The sequence below is a fragment of the Nostoc sp. PCC 7107 genome (assembly GCF_000316625.1).
Taxonomy (GTDB): Bacteria; Cyanobacteriota; Cyanobacteriia; order Cyanobacteriales; family Nostocaceae; genus Nostoc_B.
The window spans coordinates 4346619-4372031 of sequence record NC_019676.1; the positions used below are offsets into that span (position 1 = coordinate 4346619).

20 protein-coding genes are annotated in these 25413 nt (G+C 41.1%); 9 read left to right on the forward strand and 11 right to left on the reverse strand.

The annotated features are described in order from the left end of the window. Positions 1–14: 14 nt before the first annotated feature. The 3 genes from NOS7107_RS27245 to NOS7107_RS18645 all read right to left on the reverse strand — a co-directional run bounded on the left by NOS7107_RS27245 (position 15) and on the right by NOS7107_RS18645 (position 4403). Positions 15–686, reverse strand: a complete 672-nt coding sequence (locus NOS7107_RS27245) for a tetratricopeptide repeat protein (RefSeq protein ID WP_048819358.1) — start codon at positions 684–686, stop codon at positions 15–17. An 819-nt stretch (positions 687–1505) separates the two neighbouring features. Further along, positions 1506–3632 (reverse strand): CHASE2 domain-containing protein, encoded by a 2127-nt coding sequence (locus tag NOS7107_RS18640; protein ID WP_015114497.1) that lies wholly within the window; start codon positions 3630–3632, stop codon positions 1506–1508. A 201-nt stretch (positions 3633–3833) separates the two neighbouring features. Continuing rightward, entirely contained in the window at positions 3834–4403 is a 570-nt protein-coding gene (locus tag NOS7107_RS18645; RefSeq protein WP_015114498.1) for a superoxide dismutase family protein, read from the reverse strand. A 71-nt stretch (positions 4404–4474) separates the two neighbouring features. On the opposite strand from NOS7107_RS18645, the gene NOS7107_RS27395 reads away from it, so the two are divergent. After that, entirely contained in the window at positions 4475–5461 is a 987-nt protein-coding gene (locus NOS7107_RS27395; RefSeq protein WP_015114499.1) for a pentapeptide repeat-containing protein, read from the forward strand. An 18-nt stretch (positions 5462–5479) separates the two neighbouring features. On the opposite strand, the gene NOS7107_RS18655 is transcribed toward NOS7107_RS27395, so the two are convergent. From NOS7107_RS18655 to NOS7107_RS18665, 3 genes are all read right to left on the reverse strand, one after another. Further along, entirely contained in the window at positions 5480–7234 is a 1755-nt protein-coding gene (locus tag NOS7107_RS18655) for an FAD-binding oxidoreductase (protein WP_015114500.1), read from the reverse strand. Positions 7235–7404: 170 nt separating this feature from the next. After that, on the reverse strand, positions 7405–10707 hold the full coding sequence (locus NOS7107_RS27400) for an FHA domain-containing protein (RefSeq protein ID WP_172641464.1): 3303 nt from the start codon (positions 10705–10707) through the stop codon (positions 7405–7407). A 411-nt stretch (positions 10708–11118) separates the two neighbouring features. Next, positions 11119–12078, reverse strand: coding sequence for a DUF928 domain-containing protein (locus NOS7107_RS18665; RefSeq protein WP_015114502.1), 960 nt, complete (start codon positions 12076–12078; stop codon positions 11119–11121). A 769-nt stretch (positions 12079–12847) separates the two neighbouring features. On the opposite strand from NOS7107_RS18665, the gene NOS7107_RS18675 reads away from it, so the two are divergent. Continuing rightward, positions 12848–14419: a metallophosphoesterase gene (locus NOS7107_RS18675; protein WP_015114504.1), complete on the forward strand. Its 1572-nt coding sequence runs from the start codon at positions 12848–12850 to the stop codon at positions 14417–14419. Between the two features lie 97 nt (positions 14420–14516). On the opposite strand, the gene NOS7107_RS29055 is transcribed toward NOS7107_RS18675, so the two are convergent. The 4 genes from NOS7107_RS29055 to NOS7107_RS18690 form a co-directional block, all read right to left on the reverse strand. Then, positions 14517–14699, reverse strand: a complete 183-nt coding sequence (locus tag NOS7107_RS29055) for a hypothetical protein (protein ID WP_015114505.1) — start codon at positions 14697–14699, stop codon at positions 14517–14519. A gap of 63 nt (positions 14700–14762) precedes the next feature. Next, complete coding sequence (locus tag NOS7107_RS28670; RefSeq protein ID WP_157374086.1) at positions 14763–15005, reverse strand: hypothetical protein; 243 nt, start codon at positions 15003–15005, stop codon at positions 14763–14765. 226 nt (positions 15006–15231) lie between these two features. Continuing rightward, a complete protein-coding gene (locus NOS7107_RS18685) occupies positions 15232–15795 on the reverse strand; it encodes a phycobiliprotein lyase (RefSeq protein ID WP_015114506.1) in 564 nt (187 codons plus the stop codon). A 71-nt stretch (positions 15796–15866) separates the two neighbouring features. After that, positions 15867–16547 (reverse strand): HEAT repeat domain-containing protein, encoded by a 681-nt coding sequence (locus tag NOS7107_RS18690; protein WP_015114507.1) that lies wholly within the window; start codon positions 16545–16547, stop codon positions 15867–15869. A gap of 257 nt (positions 16548–16804) precedes the next feature. On the opposite strand from NOS7107_RS18690, the gene NOS7107_RS18695 reads away from it, so the two are divergent. The 5 genes from NOS7107_RS18695 to NOS7107_RS18715 all read left to right on the forward strand — a co-directional run bounded on the left by NOS7107_RS18695 (position 16805) and on the right by NOS7107_RS18715 (position 22570). Further along, positions 16805–17602 carry a CAP domain-containing protein gene (locus NOS7107_RS18695; protein WP_253274458.1) on the forward strand — a complete coding sequence of 266 codons (798 nt, stop codon included), beginning with the start codon at positions 16805–16807 and terminating at the stop codon, positions 17600–17602. A 266-nt stretch (positions 17603–17868) separates the two neighbouring features. After that, a complete protein-coding gene (locus NOS7107_RS18700; RefSeq protein WP_015114509.1) occupies positions 17869–20520 on the forward strand; it encodes an EAL domain-containing protein in 2652 nt (883 codons plus the stop codon). Positions 20521–20762: 242 nt separating this feature from the next. Beyond that, positions 20763–21245 carry a GNAT family N-acetyltransferase gene (locus tag NOS7107_RS18705; protein WP_015114510.1) on the forward strand — a complete coding sequence of 161 codons (483 nt, stop codon included), beginning with the start codon at positions 20763–20765 and terminating at the stop codon, positions 21243–21245. Between the two features lie 6 nt (positions 21246–21251). Then, positions 21252–21953, forward strand: coding sequence for a ComF family protein (locus NOS7107_RS18710; protein ID WP_015114511.1), 702 nt, complete (start codon positions 21252–21254; stop codon positions 21951–21953). A 161-nt stretch (positions 21954–22114) separates the two neighbouring features. Then, positions 22115–22570, forward strand: coding sequence for a PPC domain-containing protein (locus NOS7107_RS18715; protein ID WP_015114512.1), 456 nt, complete (start codon positions 22115–22117; stop codon positions 22568–22570). 33 nt (positions 22571–22603) lie between these two features. Here the strand turns inward: NOS7107_RS18715 and cobS are convergent, their stop codons facing one another. Next, positions 22604–23377: an adenosylcobinamide-GDP ribazoletransferase gene (cobS, locus tag NOS7107_RS18720; protein WP_015114513.1), complete on the reverse strand. Its 774-nt coding sequence runs from the start codon at positions 23375–23377 to the stop codon at positions 22604–22606. 360 nt (positions 23378–23737) lie between these two features. Here cobS and NOS7107_RS18725 point away from each other — a divergent pair, with 360 nt between their 5' ends. Both NOS7107_RS18725 and tgt read left to right on the forward strand, forming a co-directional pair. After that, the gene (locus tag NOS7107_RS18725) at positions 23738–24190 is read left to right on the forward strand and encodes a hypothetical protein (protein WP_015114515.1); all 453 of its coding nucleotides are present in this window, start codon (positions 23738–23740) and stop codon (positions 24188–24190) included. A 101-nt stretch (positions 24191–24291) separates the two neighbouring features. Next, complete coding sequence (tgt, locus tag NOS7107_RS18730) at positions 24292–25413, forward strand: tRNA guanosine(34) transglycosylase Tgt (protein ID WP_015114516.1); 1122 nt, start codon at positions 24292–24294, stop codon at positions 25411–25413.

The following is a 25413-nucleotide window of genomic DNA, read 5'->3' on the forward strand; positions in this document are numbered from 1 at the left end:
AATTATCCAAATAATTATTCTCTGAAGTTGGAAGCACCATGAAAAGAGTGATACATCGTATTTTCTGGGGCGAGACGCAACGCTGTATTGTAGTCTTCCATAGCTTTTGTTTGTTCGCCTAAATCATTGTAAGTCTGACTACGCCAAAGATAGAATAGAGCGTTTTGCGGATGGATGCCAATTGCTTTGCTATAATCATCAATCGCTCCTTGTTTGTCCCCAAGATTCTTCCGCCGAAAATTAGCTCTCTCACCATACAGATAAGCATTCTGGGGATTTATTCCAATGGCCTGATTGAATTCATCAATAGCTCTTTGACTATCTCCTTGCTTGAAATGACTATAAGCTCTTTTAATATAAGTTGTAATATCTGTAAATTCAGTAGTGTTATGCAATTCTTCTTGAATATCTGTATCTTGAGAGATAGATTGTTCTCCGGGTACAGTTGCGGCTAAATTTGTTTTTTGCCCAGAAAATTTGCTCAAGACCAACTTGTTATTTTTCACTGCCAGCCAGCCAAATATTCCACTACCAGCGATTACAAGCATTAGCGACAATTGTTGTCCAATACCATTTTGATTAGAACTAGAACTAATGGCGGTCAACTGATTGAGATTACTTCCGTAGGTTTGATTAGCTGTTGCAGGTTTGATTTTACCTAAAGATGTAAACCATGTTATTGTCATTAGTGCTGTAACAGTAAGTAGTCTGTGCTTCATAAATTAGCTCGATTCGACTTCAGGAGGGTTTACAGCCAAACATTGATGCTAGTCATTAACTAAATAAGAATTGATTGACCTTGCTGAGATCATTGCCAGCCAGATTAATTTTTTGATCTTATCCAGGGATTTAAATTAGACACTTTTATTGCTTCTAATTGTCCCAAAGTTATTCATTCTTGACTTCTGTGTTAGTACTTACCGAGTATGGTAGCAATCCTTATCGCTAAAAATATCTATTTTGCAGTAGATATTAGCTTTTTGCATACAATCATCCTTTAGGTAGTACAGTAATATCTATTAACAAATTTTACAATATTCAAGATTAATATAATACAGCGGATAGCTGTGGGGATCGCCTATTTCAGAAGTAAGAAAAAAATGCGGATGAAGCGATCGCATTTTATGATCAATTTTTATTATCTCATCGACAAAACGCCCCGAAGAAATTGGCTATGGGACAAAAGTAAAAGAGCAAAGAGCCGTTAGCAATAGCAGGGCGTGTAGCTAGTACTGAGTTGAAAGTACCAAGTATAAAACCAGTTGTATCAAAGCTTTGAATAATCAGCCATGTCTTAGTTTATATCAATAGAGCCATCAAAAGTAAATATTAGATAAAGCTGTTTTCGTTTATATGAAGTACAAGTTTAGATATTTTTCGATACAAGGCAGCAAAATTTAAAATTAATACAAAAAGTTGAGTCGGTGCGTCGCTCATGCAAAAATGCCGCAACATCACTACTCATGGTAGAAATTTACTCATTTGCTCAAGGCTTATATCTAGCGTTAGAGCTTATCTAGCTCCTCCAGAATTTCTTTAGCAGTTTGATATCTTCTCAGATAATCAAAAGAAGTCATCCGTTCTAAAATTGCTGCTAACCCATCGGAAACTTGCGCCTTATCTCGCCAAATTAGCACAGTTGTCTGCGGATCACGCTCAATTTCTTTAGCATTTTTTCCAGTTAAAGCTTGAACTCCAATCATTCCCAGAGCATGAATATCACTATTCAACCTTGGCTGACCCATAAGTTGTTCAGGCGAAGCATAGCCAAGCGTCCCCACCGCCACTGTCAAGCTTTCTTCTTCTTGATGCGGTTGAATTTGTTTGACTGCACCAAAGTCAATCAGTACGATCCTATTGTCTGTTTCTCGACGCATCAAATTACTGGGTTTGATATCTCGATGGATCACATTATGATCATGGACAAATACTAATACCTTCAAAACATCCCTTAATATTTTTATTACCTCAGCTTCCTCAAGACGCTTACCCACAATCAATTCATCTTGTAGGCAATGCCCTTTGATATACTCCTGCACTAAATAAAATTGCTGATTTTCTTCAAAGTAAGCTAGTAGTTGAGGAATTCGCTTGTGATGTCCCAAAATCTCCAGAATTTCTGCCTCTACACGAAATAAACGCCTAGCAACTTCCAGAAATCTAGGGTCTTTCTGCGCTGGTTGTAAATGCTTCACAACACACTTTGGTGAACCAGGGCGTTTGGTATCGTCGGCTAAGTAAGTATAACCAAAACCCCCAGAACCTAGTACTTGTGACACCTTATAGCGATTGTTCAGCAATTGACCGCTTTGGGGTTGACTATCAACAGGTGACTTGGCTTCGTTACTAGTAGCACCACCTTCTCGCAACAGCGATTTCAATAAGTCTATGGTTTTTTCTTGTTCTTGAATCTGATTAGCAATTTTGTCTCGCTGTAGCTTTTCCGAGTAGGCTGTGTAGACAACTACGCTACCAGCTGCTGCAATTAACCCAATTACAGGCTGTGCTAGTGGTACCCATCCGGCTTGGTTAAAGATAATAAAGCTGCCACCTATCAAGAAAACCAAAGCTCCTCCACCTGCTAATCCTAAAACTAGTGGATGCTTAATTTTCCATCCGATTAACGCACCTATTAAAGTCCAACCCCAAAGCCAAGTTATTTCTCCCCATTCGGGGATGTACCAAAATATTGGTCTTTGGTCAAGAACTCCACTGAGAATCTCGCTGACAATGTGAGCATGAATGACAATTCCTGGCATCTTTCCAGCATTATCTTGTCTCCCAGTAGCATAAGGAGTATTGCGGATATCTTGCTTACTGGGTGCTGTAGCGCCAATTAAAACGATTTTGTCCTTAACCCAATCAGGATTGACTTTATTGTTAAGTACGTCTGTAAAACTGACTGTTCGGGCAACATTATGAAAAGAACGGTAGTTGAGCAATATTTGAAAACCACCGTTATCTGCTTCCACATAACCGCCAGCATCTTGTGGTAAACGTTGAAACACAGTTTTACCCAGCTTTAATTGTAATGCGTCACCTGTTTGGGTAATTTGTGGTTGGATTTTGGCTGTGTCTGCTAGATATTTCAATGCTACTGCAACGGCCAAAGACTGCTGACTTTGACATGGCGCTTTTGGTTCAGGATTGACAAATAGTAGGGCGCGGCGAATAACTGCATCCGGGTCTTCTGGAAGATCGGCAAATCCAACATTATTTGCATCTAATCCTGGTGGAGGGGACGTTGTTGTGCTGCAAATTGGAATAATTTTCTTGTTTGTTTGCAAGCGGTTCAGCAGTTTGGCATGACCAGGTTCTTGGGGTATATCTCGAAAGAAGTCTAAAGCAATGACCCGCGACTGATTACTTTGTAATTTGTCTAAGAGTCTGTCTAGTTCTTCATCAGTGGGTGTGCTGTGCTTGAGTTCTTGGATATCTTGCTCTGTGAATCCCACAATCAAAAGGCGAGGGTCAGGAGGTAAATCTGCACGCCTTTGCATCATCTGGTCAAAAACCTTCAGTTCAAAGTACTCGAATAGTCTGAGCCTTTGAACCCCAGCCAACATGATTGTAACTAGCACGCTAGTAACTATGACTGGCTGTGTGAATAATTTTTTCGCCCCTGCAAACATAGTCTTACGAAAGTTGGATCTTTATGGTAGGTCAACTACGTTAAAGTAGACGACTTTGGCGTTAGTTTAACCATACATATTAAAAGTAATTGTAGGTTGATCACTTAAACTTTCGATCCTATGTATCAGAACTGGAACAAAAGTAATTAAATCTCTAGAAGTAGGAAAAATCATCTTTGATTCTCCCTACTCCAATTTATATTAGTTAGCTTTGGCGATCGCACCGCAAGCTAGACGACCACCGCCAGCTTCATCTGCTGTACCTCCAGCTTTCTTTTGATCTTGGAGTTTATGCACAATCAAAGCACTACCATCACCATCAAATAAGCTGATGGGACTATCGCCAAGAGTCACACTGCTAATAAATGCTTCTAAACGACCTTGACCTAAAGGATTAATTTTAATATTGGGTAAATCACCTAAATGATAAGGATGGTTCTTTTCCACAGGAGTAGATGAACCGAAGGGCCCGGGGTCAAAATGTCCACCAGCGGAACTAAAAGGCTTTTCTGTACCTGTTTCACAAGCACCTTTTTCATGGATATGAACACCATGTAATCCCGGAGTCAAGATTTTCGGATCACCTTTGAGTTCCACAGCCACCCAAACAGACTGAAGCTCGGTATTTTGTACAGCTTTCAGTGTCCCTGTAATCCCAGGTCCAGTAATTTGGGCTTGAGCTTTTAATTGTGACCCAGCACCATTGGAAGGAGAAACACAAGCTGTTAGTAGTAGTAGACAAGCAATAACGATGTAAGAGATAAATTTCATAATTCAGATTCTCAAAACTCAATCAACACTGGTTTTGTTATTCAATATCATTGCCACAAGAGGAAGTAAAAATGCGCGAACGTTTACATAAATGGATGCAGCAGTTTCAAGAGTGGATTATTTTCGCTTTGATCTTTGTATTGTCAATAGTAGTGATTCGCGTTTTTGAGGATAAACCCCCATTTAAAAGTATTGTGCAGTCATTAACTAGTTCTCAGTTTATTGGTACTCTGCAAGACTTGAGTATTTTGGCTGTTGTCATTCTTTACTTCCGAGAAACTCCTTCCCGAAAAAAACAGGCACATTATGAAGCATGGCGTGTGATTAACTCAGCTTATGGACAACGGGCTAGTGGCGGTAGACTGCAAGCATTACAAGACTTGAACAATGATGGTGTGAGCTTGGCCGGACTCACGGCTGATAAAGCTTATTTAGCTGGGATTAACTTAAAAGGAGCCGACTTGCGAGATGCAAACCTGGAAGGGACTAACCTGAAAAATGCTTGTTTACAAGAAATTGATTTGCGAAATGCCAATCTTCAACAAGCTGATTTGCGATATGCCAACCTTGAGGGAGCAAATTTAAGAAATGCTAATCTTCAAGGACAAAGTACTAACCTCAGCTACACAAATTTCCAGAATGCTTACTTAAGTCATGCCAATTTCCAATTAGCCTACCTTTGGAGTGCTAATCTTCAAAGTGCTGATTTAAGTTATGCCAATCTTCAAGAAGCTGATTTAAGTTATGCCAATCTGCAAGGGGCTAATCTCAAATATGCCAATTTTCAAGGTGCTGACCTCAGTCCGACCAATCTTGAGAAAGCCAACTTTCAAGGTGCAGACTTGCAAAATGCTGATCTCAGAGATGCCCAAAACTTGAATCCAGAGCAAATTAAATTAGCGCGGAATTGGGAACATGCCAGATATGACGAGGCTTTACGGATGCAGCTAGGTTTAAGTCCATTTAGCCAAAATATTGAAGTCTTTCAACCAGACAACTCTGGTCAGGACGACAATTTCTTCGATACCCAGCAGTCCCAACTCCCCGACGATTTTTAATGCTTCTGGATTGGATAACTAAGCATCAATCACGACTCTACCGACAGGATAAGCCACACAAGTTAAGATATAGCCTTCTTTAATTTCACTTTCTTCCAAGGCTTCGGGATCATAGCCTTCCATTTTGACGGTTCCTTCTAATTTACGTTTTTTGCAAGTACCACAAACCCCAGAACGGCAACTGCTGCGGATTTTTACTCCTTCTTGATCGGCCATATCCAGGATGCTTTCTTCGCCGTCACAAGGTACGTCTTTACCCGATTTTGAGAAAACTATCAGTGTTTGACTAGAAGATGCTGGGGTGGGAGAGACTGGAGTTGGTGTAGCGGCGAATGGAGTTGTCGCCACACGTGCTACTACATCTTGAACTGACGCTGCTTCTGTAGAGATTTTGCCTAGCATTTGGCGTAGCCCTAAATTACCCGCAGGAGTAGGCGGAACTTCTACCTTAGCCGCAGGCGCTGGGGCTTTTTTGGTTTTTTTCCGAGGTGGGCCAAAGCTTTCTTCATAGTAGTTCTGCATCGGGAAGTCGATGCTTTCAAGCAAGTCATTGACCGATTCCATAAATGGGTTCGGCCCACATACATAAACTGTGCGTTCTTTATAGTCTGGCGCAATTAGTTTTAACATTGCCGGATCAAGTCTGCCGGTGAAACTCATCCAACTTTGACCGGGTTCACGACGGGTAATGCTAATTGCCAGATTAAAACTGGGATGATTTGCTGCCATCCAGTCTAGTTCCTGCCGATAAATGATATCTCTGGGACTACGAGCGCAGTGGAAAAAGACAACATCAACGTTAGAGGCTGTGTCATACAACCAGCGGGACATAGACATCATTGGTGTGATGCCACTACCTGCGGAGATCAGCAACAGTTTTGGTGAGGGATTGGCAAAGCAGGTAAATTTACCTGTTGGGCCATTCAGTTTCAGTGTGCTACCAACCTTGAGGTTATCGTGTAGCCAGTTGGAAACTAAACCTCGTGGGACATCTGGCCCAACATCATTAGGTGCGGGGACACGTTTAACGGTAATTTCTAGGGTATGGGGACGAGAAGGTGTGGATGAGATGGAGTAGGAACGTAACACCTGTTCGCCGTTGATTTCTAAGTCGAGGGTGACAAACTGACCTGGTTTATAAGTGAAGAGCTTTGGTGGGTCTACCACGAAGCGAAAGGTTTTGACATCGTTGGTCTCATCAATGATCTGGATACATTTAACGGTTAAATCTCCCTTCATCCAACGCTCAATTTGGCTGTGATCTACCGTCGCTAGTGGCATGTACTCTTCTGGAGCTTTGACGACAGCGGCTGGAATTATTTGTGGTTCAGGAATTGATGGTGGGGCGACAGAGGCGATCGCTATTTCTTGCTGTATACCCTGACCGTTGCTTGTACTGACTACGTTAGTATTAACGTTAATATTCAGATCAATCATGGTCGGTTCGTTGCTGGATAGTACGCCAATTACCATCAAGAAAAACCGCCCAATCTGCATCATGTCTCCCATTTTCAAGGGATAATCCTGATTTATTTGGATTTGTTCCGCATTTAACCGCGAACCAGCACGACTTGCCAAATCAGTGTAATAATAATTGCCATTTTTGAGAGAAATTTTGCCGTGCATCCGACTGACTTCGGCACTATCTAAAACCACATTACAGTTAGGATATCGCCCAATGAGACACTCATGATTGAGCATTGTGTCTAAGTTGAGGTCTAGTTCTTTGAGTTCGTTGGGTTGCTGTGGGTCAATGATTCTGAGTTTAAGCATATTAATTACCTAATATGTCAATTCCTATGTGTTTCTACTGCCAAAATCAGGGAAATTGTTCACACTTTATGTTGTAATCATTACCTAAACTCAATACAGGTAATGAGGAGTGCCACAAAACTGGCGTTGATTGCTTTAACTGGGATGGTACTGCCATCCCAGTTAAATTGCTAGAGTTGCGTTATGGAACAAGCTTGTCCTAGACTTGCTTGCAGACGATTGCTCAAAAGCTCCAAGATATTTCTGGCTAGTAATGTGTCTTGGGACAGCACTGCCTCAAAATTCTCAGCATTGATTCTTAATGTCTTAGTTCTGGTACTAGATGCTACTACGGTGGCAGCATAGTTGGTGTGGTTTAATACTTCTAATTCACCAATAGTTTGCCCAGGCAAGATAATTCCTGATAAATCTTGATTACCCATGCTTTGGCTGACTCTGGCCTCACCATCGATTAAGACGATTAGATCATGAGCAACGGTACCCATTCGACAAATTTCTTCTTCTGGTCGATAAACCCGGATGTGGCTATTTTTGGCTAAATCAATTAAGACATTTGCCTTGAGTCCTGAGAAGAAGCTGCTCTTATACAGCCATAACAACTTTTCTAAGGTTCCTAAAGCTTCAGCAAGGGTATCTCCTTGTTGTGCTTGCATTTCCCACTGCACCAGAATCACAATATCGTCGCCACTGCTGAAGCGGACAACATCACCTTGTTTGAGTTGTGCTTGCTGATCAAGAATTTGTGTCTTGCCAATCCGCAGACCATTACTACTACCTAAATCTTTGACGCTCACGCCTTTTTCATCTAGGTAGAAGATGGCGTGCTGACGCGAAACGCGGTTATCGGAAATGATGATGTCGTTGCCAACTTCCCGTCCGACGCGAACTGTGGATTGTTGAAAGACTCGTCTTTCCACACGTCCCATGATTTTGATTTGAGCAATCATTGTCGGTACAGTGCTTTTGGCGTGGGTTTGTCCTTGTCCCAGAATGCGTTCAGCGGTTTCGATCACCAGTGGATCTTTAGTAGACTTTGTATCTAACAACTGACGAGCTTGTTGGAAACCAAGGCTAGGATCGATCTGATGTAGTGCATAGAGGCTGGCTGCTTGGACTAAGGGATCGATATCTTGCAACATTTGCATTAAGACATCAATAATCACATCAGAACGTAATGCCGGTTCGGGGATTTGGGTGGGCGCTACGATGGAACTCCATGTAGAGGTATTGGTGGGAATGGAATTCCGAATGGAATTGGGAGCGTCGATTTGCGTATCAGCCATTCCTGGATTAATGTCTGTGGCTGCACCAACTGACTGAGTTACTAGATCTTTGGCTTGGCGTAAGGAGGCGATGACTCTCATGCTGAGACGAGATATCCATTTCGACTGTTCTTCATTTGACCGCAGAATATCTCCCAAGATATTTGCTGCCAGTACACCGATGGAACGAGCAATGTCGAAGGCTTCTGGGGTATCTCCTAAAATTTCCAGGATGCTGAGTAATTGGGTGACAATCAGTTTTTGTTTTTCTTGGACTGCTTGTCGCAATAGGACGTAAACAGGTGCGTGGGGATTGGAAACTAAGTTTTGCAGCGCTTGATAGCGAACTGCTAAGTCTTGCAATTGAGATAATAAAGTTTCGGCTGTCCTCAGTAGTGCGCCATCTTGGTTAAACATTTCTGCCAAGACTTGTTCTTGTTCGGCAGATGTGATGGCATATTCTTGACGCAAGCTCATGATTTGCTTTTGCTTGCGCTCAAAGGCATCTGATAAGGGTGTACCTGTTTCTACTAGTTCTTGGATAACTAATTCGAGTGCGCGGCGATAGCTATCAATCCGCAGTTGGTTTTCGCGGCTGAGTTGTCTTTGCGGATCGAGTAGGCCTGGGTCTTCGACACCCAGTTCAGAAAGGACGGAGTAGTGTTCTTCATCGCTGACGTTCAATTCTTTGCGGACATCTTTGAGGACTTCTAAGCTGTCGGCAGATTGGACGTTACCTTCTTGTAAGGATTCTTGCAATACGCCTTTATAAACGCGCAGTCTGTCAGCACGACTAAAACCGGGTAATACTTTAGCCAGAACATAGACTTCGTTGGGTAGGAGGTCTTGGAGCGATCGCCCTTCGAGGAATTTGCTCCAATCAACTGCTAGTTTGTTTAACTGACGACGCAAACTACTAGCCAAACTCTCACGAGAATAATTGTCTTTGCTCCTACCTAAACTTCTATGTAGCCATAAACTACTGACCAATACGACAAAGGCATTCAGTACCAAAACTCCCCAAGTGGGAAATAAACTAATGTTGGGGCGACCACCGAAGGAGAAGAAGACGTTAAAAGAGATAAATGTACACAAGACAAAGCAAGTGTGCATAATATCTTCGTCACTAATATTTCTGCCTTTGCCTTTGAGGAATGCCCGATAAGCTTTTTCTAGGCTGGAACAAATCAAGTAGCTCAGGGCTGCACACACACCGATGGTTATCGGGGCTGCAATGATTTTGGGAATGGGTATAGCTTGTTCAAAGATGTAAAAACCTGGGTTGAACAGCGTGCTTAACTGTCCTTCTTCATGTGTCCAAGCTCCTGAGTAGTAGTAGTCCCAGTTACCTGCGTACAAGAAGTAGTAAAAGTAGAAACCAAACATCAAGCCAAAATAGGTGTAAAAGACTAGCTTTTGGTCTGGTCTGGTAATTCCTTCCCAATAAGAACGTTCTGAGTCAATGTCAATACAAGGGGATTGACAGCTAACGCAAGCACTTTTTTCGTTACCACTAGTATCGACACTGCGGCACATGGATTGAGTGATGCTTTGGGGCGGTTTGAGGTGGGCATCACTCCCTAACAATCCTCTGGGGCCTGTGTAAAACATTTGTATGGGAGCCATTGGGCAGAAGTATTGACACCAACTTCTACCTTTGAAGAGAAAGCCTACGCCAATGGAAGACGCGATGGTGAACAACAAGAACGCAGCCATTGCTGTACGATCGCTATTCACAAACAAAATGCGGATGTTCAATCCCAAATAGAACAGGAACATTTGCAGGTATAGGTAATTGCGCCCCAACCAAGATTCCTTTTCCACCCCTGCTAATTCGTACCGAATATTCCCTGTATCTGGGTTAACGACTTTACGCTTGCGCTGAATCCCCAAGGCGCGGGGAATTTGGGAGAAGAAATATAACGGACAAATCCGCCGCCAAAATTCATGCCCAAATAACAGCAAAACCATGATCCCGATGGGCAGTACCATTGCCCAGAATATCCGCGCTCCCATAGGATAGGGTTGTTCTGGTAAACATAAACCCTGAACTGCTACGCAATCATCAGGATCGAGATATCTCTCTGGATGGAGATGAAAGGGACTTGCTGTATTACTGGGGTCGGTTAACCAAACCGAAAGGGGATCATAAAATAAAGAAAAAATTAATGTCAGCCAGCCGATAGCAAGCAGCCACCTGACTATGTGCATCTGTTTTTCTGAGACTTGACTAATCATTGTTTGCAGTTGCTATAACGTTAGAGTTCTAGTATGTTTTAGTGGATAAAATTCCCTAGACTGAAGTAAAAGTTCATAAAAAAACTATCAGCTACTACTGCCTTGATAGCTAACAAATAAACAATTTGTCTGAAACACAAGGGAATGTAGCTGCACAAGCAACTTGATATTTGATTGCTTGTAATTTTGTGTGAAGTCTAGTGATTATACAAATTGATGACAGTTGTGCTTGGTGAAGTTTGTTTACTATTAATGCTCCTGTTATACGTACGTATGATGTTATAAGGTTTTAGGCGCAGGAAATTAAAAGTTTTTCTTAATCATTGTTTCACCACGGTAAAGTTTCTGCTCATATTTGATGAGTTAATTTTTACCAGTAGAGGACTACTGTATTGTGCAGCAAGATACTAGAGGTTCTTGAGCAATTTCTTCTAAACCTCCAGAGCGTAATAAATCTTCCCAATCATTTTTAATTGTCAGATCGTTAGGGCTAGATTTACGCAATTCACTGAGAATTGCTAAAGAATCTTCCCAAAATCCAGACAAGGCATAAATGGCTGCTTGTTCTTCTGGTTTGACTTTCTCTAATTGGGTCATCAGTGCAGCATCTGGCGCAATCCGTTGAATGGAGCCGGAAACTACGTAATCTAGCTGTCTATCGCTGCGATCGCAAATTATCGAAAAATCCCAGTGATACGTTTTCCCAACTTTTAAACTTGGCACATCTGAATTTTCTGGCAAGTTCAGGCTGACAATACCAGCTTTAGTTGGTGTTGGCAAGGTTTTCTGATACACAATATTGTCTTCTTCATCTGACAAAACCAGTTCCATGACTGGTGCAGATGTTTGCGGTACATAAAAGAAGAAACTGGGATTAGAGGCTGTGGTTCTTTGCATTAAATCTAAAGTTGGTATTAGCGCCATTAAGCGCTTTTTCCCTGGAATGCAGGCTACACCAGTTTCGCTCAGACGTGGGACACTACGAGTTCCTCCCTGTACTTGCCGCACGGGTTTGCCCAAGTTGGTGGGAATATAGGTAACGTAGGTTTGACGCTTGTTACCATTGCGGCGATCGCGTGATACATAAATTTGGATGTTGTTCACTGCTGTAGTAGCGTAGCGATCGCCTGGTCTTTCCTGAAGTGCTTGTTTAAAATAGTTCAAAGCATCTGAGTAATTCCGCTGACGGGTAGCACTGTAACCCATCTGCATATATTGATTGTAGTTCGACTGAGCTTGAGCTAAGTAAGCAGGCAGGGCTACAACTTTATCTGCGCTAACAGGTAAGAGAGAGCCAAGCATTAAAGTTACACAGACGCATCTCATCAGGAAAAACGGTTTCATAGTCAATCCCTTCACTTGGGCTTTACTGTATGTTCATACATCATAGATAGGTTGGATTTCGCAGATATATGCAAAATTTTATCTAGTTTTGTTGACAATTTTCAGTGTTATCTGTGAAACTCTCCAGTTAATTGAATTAGTTAATTATGTGTCTCCTGCTGCGAAAGCCTATAAATAAAATATCTTGTCAATAATCAACTACAGATGTTAGACGTTAATTTTACGTAGAAATTTCTAGTAGTGTTTTCTTCCGTAAAACTACTATAATCTAGTGGCAACTTGCTTGTACATATTTTCATTTTCAAGATTAGTAACAAATACGTAAGATATTTATCCTAACTTTTTGTTAACTTTACAGCCCAGTTGATTAGGGTTGACTTAGCTGCTTTAGGACTTACGCAAAACACCTCTCAAACTCTCATTTCTCCGTGACCTCTGCGTCTTTGTGGTTCGATTTTCCGTAGCCTGTGCGTAAGTCCTGTGCTTAAAGCACCTAAATTTTTCTGTAAATACTCATATAAAATTAAAAGCTGGCTAATAGCCCAATTAGGAGTTGCATCAATGTGGGATGAATTCAGATTAACCATAATTAAAGATTGATTCTTCGCGCCAGGGCGCATTCGCCGTCAGGCGTTCTCGCAGAGTAGACGCAAAACAAATTTCATCCAATTAATCAGCTATGCACCCAATTAACCGTAGTGAGCAACAGTGAGTAATTACGAAAACAACTCGCTACAATTGGGATGCGTTAGGAAAGCATTGTTAAAGTATGAGATTGATTTCTGAACCACCAATTCCTGTAAAAATTCAAAAAATGAAGGAGAGGGTACGGTGGAGACATAGCACTATGCTCCAGCGAGGCATCGATCAAACCAGTATGTTAATTGACGATGGCAAAGATGAGAACCCCGAATTTTCGTTTTTGGTAATTGGAGATAGTGGTACAAAATCTCATTACGGACACCACCCGCAACGCGAAGTAGCTAAATTAATGCTGACGCATAAAGATGATTGCCGTTTTGTGCTACACACTGGTGATGTGATTTATGTGGTAGGTTCCCATGAATATTACCCAGCCAACTTTATTGAACCTTACCGAGAATTTTTAGTGGGTGGCGAGAACCCCAACAACATTGCCTACGATCGCATGACCTTTAACTTACCGTTTTTACCAGTTCTCGGCAACCACGATTATTATGATGTCCCTTTTGTCTACCGTTGGTTAACGGGTAGCACACTCAGGTTGCGGCGGATGCTGCGTTACAAAGATTTTGAAATTGGTTGGCATGGTTCTAATCAAGGAGATGCTTATTCACGCGCCTTTTTAGATTATCTAGCCGCTTTAACTTCTGCGGAAGAATTACACCACCATTTAGACCAAAATTATACAGGGAAAACAGACACTGGTCGTTGTTTGCGTTACATACCAGGAGAATTTACCCGTATACCCAATCGTTATTACACATTTAGGTATGGTGGTATAGATTTTTTTGCCTTGGATTCTAATACATTTAATATGCCATCGCCTTTACCGACAACTCAAGCCGGAGAAATTTACCGCCGGGAATTGCAAAAGCGCCGCCAGGAAATAGACAAAGAAGAAGAACAGATTTTGGCAATGAGCGATCGCCTCAATCCCGATAACCCAAATGATGCGGAACAACTCGACGACCTCAGTGCCAAATTAGACCAAATTAACGAAGTCAAAATCGACATTGAGAAACAATTATCATCTCACCAGTCGCCAGCAATTGATTTTGAACAACTAGAATGGTTGCGCGACAGACTTATTGAATCTTGGCATACTTCAGAAGTTCGCGGTCGGATTCTCTTTTTTCACCATCCTCCCTACGTCACCGAAGCCACAAAATGGAGTCAAGCACAAACTTTAGCTGTGCGTCATCGGTTACGTTGGGTGTTGGAACAAGTCAAAGAAAATCTTGGTTCCCTCACACAAGGCCGACCCATAGTTGATTTAATATTTAACGGTCATGCTCACTGTTTAGAGTATCTCCGCATAGCCAATACAGGATATGCCGATTCCCATATTCCTTGTATTGTCTCCGGTGGTAGTGGTCGCCGTCCTCGCCGTCAGCGCAGCGAGGGAACGGAATTGTTAGAGAGTTTTACTGAACTTTCTGGTAGTCCGATTCGTAAAGTTGCAGACTCCCTACTTTATGTCGGTCGCTATGGTTACGGTTCTCAAACACGCTTACCTTATTCCTGCGTGCGAGTTGATGTCCAAGATGGTTATCCACTTAAGTTTATTGTTCGACCTTTAGTCGCTGAACGCGTTGACCAACAATGGTATCAGCATGAAATGGAACCGTTGGAAGTGTGAAGTATAAAGTTTTATCTTTCATACTTTATGCTTTCTACTTTTCCCAAACTACAAATATTTTCAACGACCTACTTACGGAGTCAAAGATTTACCAGATTTACCACAATATAATTGGTAATCCTGCAATCAAAGAAGCAATACTTGTCCAAAGAGTAAAGCGCTCAAGATTTCCTTCATCTAAAGCAAGACTCATTTGCTTAATTGCTGATAATAGTGATGCTAATAGTAGTACAAAGAATGCAAAATATTTCCAAGCAATCATACTTTGCCCTACTTTCATGAAAAGTAAACATATTAGGTTTTTAACAGGTTAAACTATGTTTTTTTGTTCCCTATTTAGCAATTAGGAGCCTAATTTATTGAATAAATAAGAAATATCTATAGGACTAATATTTGATGTTTGAAATACACCTAGTGGCGTGGCAAGGTTAAAATGTTGCAATAAAAAATCCGTCTTATCCTTCCAGCAAAACCAGAACGGTTGCTGTACTGGCTGCAAACCCATTGCTGTCTGGTAATTCTCAAGAATCAAAAATGGGCGGCGATCGCATTTCTGGAACAACTGATGCAAATTTGGGAGCTGCAAATCGGTGAAACTGTGCAAACTTTAAGTAGGCATCTTTCCTGGAAAGGCATAAATATTACTTGATTGACAGGGATTTCCGAAGGATAAAAAGCCAAACTCAAAGTGTTGGGAGCGATCGGAAAGTAAAAACTATAGCTTTAAAATTAGGAATTTATCACAAACATGGCACTTATGGAGATTCCAGTTAGAAAAGTAGAGACGTGCGATATTGCACGTCTCTACTTTTCTATGAAGCTGAATTACTAACTTCAGCGGCTTTAGCGGCCGCAGAACTACCACCCATACGAATTTCTGAAGTAAAGGAAGCCATACTAAAACCGCCAAAGCGCTTGAGAATACTAACACGCATTCTTAAATTGGGACTAGCAAACCACAAGCGTTCTTCTGACCACATGGTTTCGTACTCTGTGGTTAAGGTCAATGCGTCATCGCTACCCATCTTATAGCGCCCAGCAACAGGGGCTTTTTCCGCATAACCCATTTCTCGTAGTAACTTACCTTCACTGGGATTATCAGCATCCGGTACAGTAACTAACACAGTCGAACCTGTGTGTTTCTCTTCATCCCATTCCATTGTGCCGTTCCAGGTGACTCTTGCACCACAAGAAGCTTCACTGGGGTTAACTTCGTACTGTTGACATAGTTGGATCACTTCGGGATGATCTGCTGCCAACATCTCAATGACAATGTCTGACTTACCATCTTCAGACTGTTTAAATGCTAAATGGTGGCTAGTACGGTGAGAAAACCATTTACCAGCACTTAACTCAAAAAACTCTTCAATATTCATAAATGAAATTACCCTGCATCAAAATACTAAAAGTCCCTCTTATTATTAAAAGGTAGCAGGAGAAGGAAATTTTATGCTTGCTTGCCTTTTTCCTCAATTCGCTTGAGGCAGATTCTTGCAGCTTCAGAAACGTTGGGATGGCTATCTTTCTCTAAATATTTTAAAGCCGAGATACTCTTAGGTGTAGGCAGATTTCCCAGGGCTTCTACCAGCCTTTGTCTGACTAGCCAATCATCCGATTGAGCAAATTTGAGAATACTATCAACTGCTGCTAAGTCACCAATTTCCCCTAGTGCAGAAATTGCAGCTTCTTGTAAAACCGCTTCCTTACTATCCAAAGCCTGTAAGAGAATTTCACTAGCGCGTGGGTCTTTAAGATTACCTAAAGCCACAGCAGCACTAAATCGGACTAACCAATCAGTATCTTCATAAAATGCTCTAGCTAGTGCCTCAAAAGCTCTGATATCACCTAAATATCCCAATGCACCAGCAGCATCTGCACGAATACCATAGTCGGGGTCTGTTTGCAAAATTCTGACTAAGATTGCATAACATTCATCAGTTTGCTTGATTCCCAAGGCAAAGATGGCCATAGAGCGCAGTTGCAAAGAATCATCATCCAACACCTTTTTAATTAAAGGTACTGCATCTTCAGGCGGGACATCGCGCAGACTGGCCAGTGCAACCATGCGATCGCGTAAATTTGAACTTTCTAACTGAGCAGAAATTTCCTGTAAGGGTAGAGCTGCCATTTATGATTAACGCGCTTTCTTTACTTATCTTTACTTTACCTGATTTACCAATTAGACGGCGGCCAAACTCAGATGCAATTTTGGCGTAATTTCCGAATTTTCCCATATCCTCAGAATTGGTGTAATACCGGGTTAATTTAAGTTTGATCCAAATAGGTTGTAGGGGGGCAGGGAGAACAAATTTACTTTCGCTATGTCCGACGCATCTCAGTAATACAAATAATTTATTATACTTGACTTATTGCATATCTATCAGGGTGACACGTTGTAAAAAATACAATATATATAGAAGCTATGCAGTAATTGTGAAACACATGAATTTAGCAGTATTGATCATCAGCATATTAGTTACTATTTGTTATCAACAAATTTTTCAATATAGTTCATTTTTAGCCAAGCCTATTCTAATTTTGGATGAAAAATCTAGTTTATATTTAGTAGCAAAAATAAATTATCTTTCATTTATAGAACAAGAAGTAATTAAGGAAACTAATAAAGTTAGACAAAATCCCAAGGCATATATTGCAATTTTAGAAAGTTATAAAAAACGGTTTCAGGGTAAAAATGTGAGACTGTCACAAAATTCCTTCTTAATTACTCAAGAAGGAAGTAAAGCTGTTGATGAGGCGATCAAATTTCTCAAAACAGCACCTCCTGTCGGAGCATTAAGTGTATCTAGAGGGATGTCTTTAGCCGCAAAAGCTCATGTGAAAGACCAAGGTAGTAAAGGAAATACAGGTCATTATGGTAGTGATAGTAGCAATCCTTTTGATCGCATTAATCGCTATGGAAAATGGCAGATAACTGCGGCTGAAAATATTAGCTATGGCCCAAATACAGCACAAGATATAGTCATGCAATTAATTATTGATGATGGAATCCCATCACGCGGACATCGAACAAATATCTTTAACTCTGCATTTAAAGTTAGTGGTGTTGCTTATGGAAGTCATAAAACTTACAAAACTATCTGCGTAATTAACTATGCTGGTGATTTTCAAGAAAAAACAACTGAGATTGGTAAACCTCTCTCAAAGATGTTACTAAAAAATTAGGTTAAGATTACAGTCAAATATTAATTTATAGTTCAGTGGTTTCACTAAGTTTTTTTTATTATAAGTTTATTTTAATAATGTGATAAAAAAGCATCTTGAAGTAAGTAAAGTTCGCCTTACTTCATAAAATAAGTATTTACACTGTGTAAAATACTATACGTTTAAATTTATCCTAGATATTTGAGAAAGGATTAAACTGAGAGCAAGTGACTACAAGTAGGATTTTTCAGCATTCAATCCAGGATATGAGATTTTGAGGAAGAGCAATGCCAGGAAATGAGTGGGAAAAAATACGTCACCTGTTAGTTGTCCAAGACTTGCAAGGACAAAGAACTATCCCACTTCAAGAAACCACTTATTCCATTGGTCGAGATTCGAGAAATGCGATCGTGCTGCGTTCTCGTTCAGTATCTAGACAACATGCGATCTTGCTACGGGTCACGCTTCCAGAAACCGACCAGTATAGCTTTCGGATTATTGATGGTAACTTCAAGGGTAAATCCAGTACCAATGGCTTATATGTAAATGGGATGAAATGCGTCTCCCATAATCTTCAGCATGGAGATTTAGTTGAGTTTGGGAATAATCAAGTCCAGGCTAAATACTATGCAGTTTCCTATATTTCCGAAAAGGCTTTTTCAGAAAGTGGGGATATTGAAAACATCTCTGATTTTTTGTTAGAGCAGGCAAATGTAGCCAACCCTTTTCAAACTTTGATTGTTGATCCTAACTTTGAGGCGGCCAGTGAAACGGCTTTAGCACGCCTAGCATCTTTCCCTGAACTCATCCCCAACCCAATTATCGAGATGGATTTAGAGGGAACAATCACATATCTCAATCCAGCCGCATCAGTGAAATTTCCGAAGATTCGAGAAATTGGTAACAAACATCCTGTACTGACAGGATTATTCAATGCGGTAGAGGATCGAAAGATAAATTCTTTTTCCCGCGAAATCACAGTTGATCAGGAAGTTTTTGAGCAATGTATCCATTACTTACCTGAAAGTGACTTAATTAGAACTTTTATTGTGAGGGATATTACAGCGCAAAAGCAAGCCGAAGCTGAATTACGCCAACGCGATCGCCTATTACAAGCAGTAGCCGAAGCCGCAAATTATTTGCTAGTGGAAATGAATTACGAAACTGGCATAGATAAGGCTCTATCTGTTTTAGGAGAAGCAGCTAAGGCTGATCGCGCCTATTTATTTAAAAACCATCTCCACTTAGATACAGGAGAAATGGCTCTCAGCTTGCAATTTGAATGGACACAAACTAAATTTACATCTTCTCGACACAACTGGCAAAATCAGCTTTATCAATCTTCGGAACTGGCGCGTTGGTATGCGACTCTCTCCTGCGGACAATCTATTAGTGGTACTATCCAAGAATTTCCCACAGCTGAACAAAAGCTACTGAACAGAGATGGAATTAAATCTTTACTTTTAGTCCCCTTACGACTAGAAGATGAGTTTTGGGGTTGCCTTGGTTTAGCAGACTGTTCTCAAGAGCGTCTATGGTCAAGACATGAAGAATCAACTTTATTGACAATGGCGGCTAGTATTAGCGGTGCATGGCAACGTCAACAAGTAGAAGAAAAAATTCGCTATCAAGCACTCCACGATATGCTGACTGGATTACCCAACCGTTTACTATTTAATGAACTGTTGGCTAAAGCTCTACCAAACGCAACACGCAATCGTGAAAGTTTAGCAGTGATGTTTCTCGATTTAGATCGCTTCAAAGTGATTAATGATACGTTAGGTCATACATTGGGAGACGAATTATTACAAATTGTGGCGCAAAGGCTGAAAGAATCTCTTCGAGAAGGAGATACTGTGGCACGTTGGGGAGGAGATGAATTTACAATCTTGCTTCCACGAGTTAATTATCTAGATGAGGTAGACCAAGTAGCCCAAAGAATCTTGCAAGCCTTACAAAAGATGTTTTGTTTTGATGGACATGAACTTTATATCAGTGCCAGCATTGGCATTGCTTTATTTGATGAACACAGCCATGATGCGGAAGTTCTGATTCAACATGCAGATGCAGCTTTATATCACGCCAAAGATTTAGGCAGAAATAATTATCAGTTTTATACAACTACCCTCAGTTCCAAAACTCCAGAACTGCTAAATTTAGAGAAAAGTTTGCGCCATGCTGTAGAACGGGAAGAATTAATCGTATATTACCAGCCCCGTGTAAATATCTTGACCGGAGAAATCACTGGGATGGAGGCTCTGGTACGCTGGCAAAACCCAGAGATGGGACTAATAGCGCCAAATGTGTTTATTCCCCTAGCTGAAGAAAGTGGATTGATTATTCCGATTGGTGAATGGGTATTAAGGGCAGCTTGTCTGCAAAATAAAGCTTGGCAACAAGCAGGATTACCCTCTTTAACTGTAGCTGTGAATCTTTCACCTAAACAATTTCGTCAATCTACATTGGTAGAAGATGTAGCCAGAATTCTGGCAGAGACAGAATTAGATGCCAGGTTTTTAGAGTTGGAAATTACGGAATCAACAGTGATCGCCGACTTAGAATTTACCAGAAATGTTTTACATAACTTAGAACAAATGGGTGTTCACCTTTCCATAGATGACTTTGGGACAGGCCATTCTTCGCTTTCACGCCTGCAACTTCTCCCACTACATAACTTGAAAATTGATCGCTCTTTTATTCAAGAGTTAACCACAGATGTGCGAGTAGCTCATATTGTGAAGGCAATTGTCACCTTGGGACGTAACTTAGGGCTAAGACTAACGGCTGAAGGTGTAGAAAAGCAAGAAGAACTAGATTTTTTGAAATCTATTCACTGTGAAGATATCCAAGGTTATTTGTTCTATAAACCGCTTCCTGCGGAAAAAGCTACAGAAGTTCTGCAAAAAAAACATGCTTCTGCCTTAGAGATAAAAAATTAAATCAGTTATCAGTCCAGACGGCATATACTTCGATAAGCTCAGTCACAGGTGGGGGATTTTGACCAGCCACCAACGCTTTCCACCAATTGCTGGGGGAATTAGACCAAAGGATTTAACTGATAACTGTTTACTGTTCACTGTTCACTGTTGTGATATTGTTTCTGCCAGAATAGCGATCTAGTGGGTAAATTGGGATATATATCCAGAAAATTTTTCTGTTTAAACCTAACCCACACATCGGAATGAGAGAACATTATCGAGATTTCTTAATTCGTAACTGGGAGAAGGGCGATCGCACCAGAGCGGCCGCAGTCATCAGTTATGTATTATCAGAATACGGTTTGGGTTGGGAACCCAAAGGTGCTGACCGAGATGTGTTGCAAGTAGAAGAATGTTACTTAGCAACAGGTGGCGAGTTTTGGGTAATTGAACACCAAAGCCAAATAGTAGGTACTGGGGCTTATTACCCAATCAGTCGTGGGGAAAAAGCTGTGGAAATCCGCAAAATGTATCTTTTACCAAGTGTCAGAGGTATCGGATTGGGCAAATATTTGTTACAACAACTAGAAGCAGCAATTGCTACCCGTGGTTTTCAGCAAATTTGGATTGAAACCGCCAGCATCTTGGTAGAAGCAGTCAAGTTATACGAAAGCAGTGGTTATCAACCAGAAATAGGTGTGGAAACTGCACGGTGCGATCGCGTGTATGTTAAATATCTAGGCTAATTCTTTATGCCCAGTTGGACTCATAATCTACAAGGTTTGCTCAACCTATTTTTACAATCTCATTGTCCGTTGTGTCAGCGAAGTACATCCGATATTTTGTGTCAATACTGTGCTAGACAATTACAAAACTGTGGTCAGAAAAATCCTTGTGCATCATGGCAAGGTGCAGTACCGATTTTTGGTTGGGGTGTATATGGTGGTAGCCTAAAACGAGCGATCGCGGTGATGAAGTATGAAAATCAGCCAAATATTGCCCGGATATTAGGTGCATGGTTAGGCGAAGCATGGTTATTACACTCACCTCAGCCTCATACTCAAATTTTAGTTGTCCCCATACCTATGCACCAGCAAAAGCAAAAGCAACGTGGTTACAATCAAGCGGCGTTAATTGCCGAAAGCTTCTGTCAAACAACTAAGTTAAAATTAAACCTTAACGGTTTAGAAAGAGTGCGGGAAACTCAAGCGCAATTTGGGTTATCGATGTCTGAACGCGAAAAAAACTTAGCTGAAGCTTTTGTGGTTGGCAAAGAATTCCGCGATCGCTGTACAAGTACTTCAGTCTTGTTAGTAGATGATATTTACACTACTGGTGCTACCACCAAATCTGCCGTACAAACACTTCATCAGTCGGGAATTAAAGTTTTGGGGTTAGCCGCAGTTGCGATCGCCATCAAAGACCAACATACTAGTACAACAAAGCAAAAGTAAAAAGTCAAAAGGAAAAAGAAAAAATAGTTATACCACAAGCCTTTTAGCAATTCCCGATGGTCTGTTTATTTACGCTGATCTGTACTATTTCATAGGCGAGTCATCTCTGACAAATCTATAATTAAGCGAATACCTTGTGTGTGGCAACACTGCCGGAGATTATGAGTAAAGCTTTTGCAGCAGGTTTAAGAAGATTCATCATTGTTCCTACTACTTTTTTGGCAATTGGTATCAGTACAACAGCAGCATTAGCTCAAAGTAAGTTGTACAGTCCAATTCCTTTAACTAATCTCACTGAACTTTCTGATACACTTTCAGAAAAAGATATCCCCACAGGGCAGGGTGGATTCGCCCGTGACTACACAGTTAAGTTGAATAAAGGTGATAATCTGGCAGTTGATTTATCTTCCGAAAACTTTGACTGTATCATTACCCTGTTAGCACCAGATGGCTCAACTGTGGCAGAAAATGATGATGGCCCCGATGGTACTAGTAACTCTCTACTATTTACCCGCATCAACGAAACAGGAATATATATTATTCGTGTTCGGTCTTTTGGGGAAACTGGAGTGGGTAACTTTAAACTGAAGGTGACAAAACTGCAACCAATTAAGTAAAGTGCTGAGTAGTTAGATTGCCTCTTTCTCTCACTAAAAGACAGTTAACACACAGAGAAATAAGGCTTCTGTCCACTCGACGACTGCGCCGTATGTGTCACCTGTGTGTCCCCCTAATTTGTGATTAAACCATAAGCCTGTGAGCCAAGCGATCGCACTGCCAGCAAATATCATTGTTAGTGCGAAAAATAGTCTGTGGCTACTAAATAGCCACAGCAAACCACTCAAACTTAACAACAACAGTAGTCCGGGAATGACATCTTTGTAGGAACGAATGGCTTCTTTGTGAAATGCACCTTTACCAGTCGGTTTCAGGTAAGGATATCGCAATATGGCTAGTTGTTGTCCCCAGCGCCCCCAACCGCAAGCAGCCATGATTATTAACCAACGATGAGCTTCAATTTCTGTCAAGGCTGCTGTTTTTAATAATACTATGGCGATCGCTGCCATTGCTCCAAATGCTCCTGTGGCACTATCTGCCATGACTTCTAATCGTTTTTCTGGATTCCCTACAGCTAAACCATCAGCTGTATCCATTGCGCCATCTAAGTGTAATCCGCCTGTCAAAGCTATCCAAGCACACACAATTAAAGTACTGCGAGTTAATACTGGTATATTTAGATAAATCATACCAGTGTCACATAGCCCTAAAATTCCCCCAATGACTAACCCAACTATTGGAGCAAAGAGAGAAACTTCCCGAAAATCTAAGCCATTGATATAAGGCAAAGGAAGAACACTGTAAAATATTACACTAGCTATCAGATTATCCAGGGGTGATTTCCACCACCGAGAAAAATTAGTCATTTTAGTTACATTTATTGAGCAGCTATTTCCGGGATAATAGTGATTACTGTGTACAACCACTAGTAAGAAAGTTTAAAGCTTTGGATAAGATAGCTATTAGTTTACAGACTCTCCGGAAAAATTTTGCTATGCTGGACTCGTAAAGCTAAGTTTTTAGCTTGCAATGATAACATAAAAAAATAAGTTCCACAAGTAACACTAGTACAAGATTTTGTGTATTCATTAGCTAGTAAATTAGATCGAGAGTATTGAAGCGATCGCACCACAAAATTGATATTTTTTAAATGTAGGGAACTAATTAAGCTATTCATTCAATGCTTTTAGCTGTGTTCTCGCCTTTTCTCACTCTTTAATTTTCCTATGAGTCATCATCTACCCGACACCAGGATACCTGCTCCGTGCATTGTTGACACGGGCGTGATTGTGAATAAGCTCGACATGCGGCGATTACTTTCTGATTTAGGTCGAGTTCACTACATATACACCCACGGAGACAAGGTAGTGAGCGAGGGTGAAGGAGATGTCATAGAAGTATTTGCTAATCCGCAACGTTCTACTTTAGTGGCTAACAGTGCGCTTTATTTAAACGTTTATAGTTTTGACTACATAGAACTGAAACAGTCATCGCCACAAAAAACCTGTTTCGATTTGATGCAAGAAGGAATGTGCTTACGGCTAGTTCCCCTCACAACCCCCATCCAAGAACGGCGAGAAAAAACCTTCAACGTCAGTGCAATTGAAGCGATGATGGAACAAGTTCTTTCAGCGAAATGGGATGCAGAAATTGATGATGACTGCTCTGATTCGTTTTAAATAGAATGGTCAATAGTCAATGGTGATGCAGCACAACGATGAAAGATTGCTATAACCAAGGACAAATGACAAACATTTAGTATAATTATTTAATTTTTACTTTGAGCGATAATTTCTCTTTTCAATCCTTAGCTCGTTGTAGCCAGACAAAAGCGAGAGCCGGGATATTCTTCACGCCTCACGGTGCTGTGGAAACCCCAAGATTTATGCCTGTGGGGACATTAGCTAATGTCAAAACAGTCACACCTGCCCAGTTAAAAGATACTGGCGCACAGATGGTATTATCTAATACTTACCACTTACATTTGCAACCAGGAGAAGCAATTGTAGCTGGTGGTGGTGGGTTACATAAATTTATGGGCTGGGACGGGCCGATGCTCACTGATTCTGGTGGGTTTCAAGTGTTCAGCTTAAGTGAGATGCGAAAAATTACGGAAGAGGGTGTAACTTTTAGGTCGCCTCATGATGGGCAGATTATCAATTTGACACCAGAGCGTTCCATAGAGATTCAGAATACTTTAGGGGCGGATGTGATCATGGCTTTTGATGAATGTCCTCCTTACCCCGCAACTCGCCAAGAAGTCGAAACGGCTACTGAGCGAACTTACCGTTGGCTAGAACGCTGTATAGCAGCACATCAACGCCAAGATCAGGCATTATTTGGAATTGTCCAAGGGGGAGTGTATTTAGATTTGCGTTCTCAGGCGGCTGTGGCGTTAGCTAAATTAGATTTGCCTGGATATGCTATTGGCGGTGTGAGTGTGGGAGAACCCGCAGAATTGATGGCGCAGATTGTCCAAGCCACCGCACCACTGTTACCACCAGAAAAGCCCCGTTATTTGATGGGTGTGGGGACTTACCGAGAAATGGCGATCGCGATCGCTTCTGGTATAGATTTATTTGATTGCGTCATTCCGACTCGTTGGGCGAGACATGGTACAGCAGTGGTGCAAGGTGAACGCTGGAATTTAAAAAATGCTAAATTTCGTGAAGACTTTACCTCACTAGATGAAACTTGCCCTTGTTATGCGTGTCAAAATTTTAGTCGGGCGTATATTTCTCATTTAGTGCGATCGCAAGAAATTTTAGCTTACACCTTACTCAGTATTCACAATATCACTGAACTGATTCGGTTCACCCAAAAGATTCGTCAAGCAATATTGAACGATTCCTTTCTGGAAGAATTTGGTCATTGGCTCAACTCGCCGGAAATTGGAGAATAA

What these genes read in the sequence shown, in the direction of transcription:
- NOS7107_RS18690 (WP_015114507.1), bottom strand. Translation starts at nt 16,547, where the DNA reads ATGGCAGCTCTACCCTTACAGGAAATTTCTGCTCAGTTAGAAAGTTCA.
- NOS7107_RS18675 (WP_015114504.1), top strand. Translation starts at nt 12,848, where the DNA reads ATGAGATTGATTTCTGAACCACCAATTCCTGTAAAAATTCAAAAAATG.
- NOS7107_RS18715 (WP_015114512.1), top strand. Translation starts at nt 22,115, where the DNA reads ATGAGTAAAGCTTTTGCAGCAGGTTTAAGAAGATTCATCATTGTTCCT.
- NOS7107_RS18640 (WP_015114497.1), bottom strand. Translation starts at nt 3,632, where the DNA reads ATGTTTGCAGGGGCGAAAAAATTATTCACACAGCCAGTCATAGTTACT.
- NOS7107_RS18710 (WP_015114511.1), top strand. Translation starts at nt 21,252, where the DNA reads ATGCCCAGTTGGACTCATAATCTACAAGGTTTGCTCAACCTATTTTTA.
- cobS (WP_015114513.1), bottom strand. Translation starts at nt 23,377, where the DNA reads ATGACTAATTTTTCTCGGTGGTGGAAATCACCCCTGGATAATCTGATA.
- NOS7107_RS29055 (WP_015114505.1), bottom strand. Translation starts at nt 14,699, where the DNA reads ATGAAAGTAGGGCAAAGTATGATTGCTTGGAAATATTTTGCATTCTTT.
- NOS7107_RS18655 (WP_015114500.1), bottom strand. Translation starts at nt 7,234, where the DNA reads ATGCTTAAACTCAGAATCATTGACCCACAGCAACCCAACGAACTCAAA.
- NOS7107_RS18725 (WP_015114515.1), top strand. Translation starts at nt 23,738, where the DNA reads ATGAGTCATCATCTACCCGACACCAGGATACCTGCTCCGTGCATTGTT.
- NOS7107_RS27395 (WP_015114499.1), top strand. Translation starts at nt 4,475, where the DNA reads ATGCGCGAACGTTTACATAAATGGATGCAGCAGTTTCAAGAGTGGATT.
- NOS7107_RS27245 (WP_048819358.1), bottom strand. Translation starts at nt 686, where the DNA reads ATGACAATAACATGGTTTACATCTTTAGGTAAAATCAAACCTGCAACA.
- NOS7107_RS18705 (WP_015114510.1), top strand. Translation starts at nt 20,763, where the DNA reads ATGAGAGAACATTATCGAGATTTCTTAATTCGTAACTGGGAGAAGGGC.
- NOS7107_RS27400 (WP_172641464.1), bottom strand. Translation starts at nt 10,707, where the DNA reads ATGCACATAGTCAGGTGGCTGCTTGCTATCGGCTGGCTGACATTAATT.
- NOS7107_RS18665 (WP_015114502.1), bottom strand. Translation starts at nt 12,078, where the DNA reads ATGAAACCGTTTTTCCTGATGAGATGCGTCTGTGTAACTTTAATGCTT.
- NOS7107_RS18685 (WP_015114506.1), bottom strand. Translation starts at nt 15,795, where the DNA reads ATGAATATTGAAGAGTTTTTTGAGTTAAGTGCTGGTAAATGGTTTTCT.
- NOS7107_RS18700 (WP_015114509.1), top strand. Translation starts at nt 17,869, where the DNA reads ATGCCAGGAAATGAGTGGGAAAAAATACGTCACCTGTTAGTTGTCCAA.
- NOS7107_RS18645 (WP_015114498.1), bottom strand. Translation starts at nt 4,403, where the DNA reads ATGAAATTTATCTCTTACATCGTTATTGCTTGTCTACTACTACTAACA.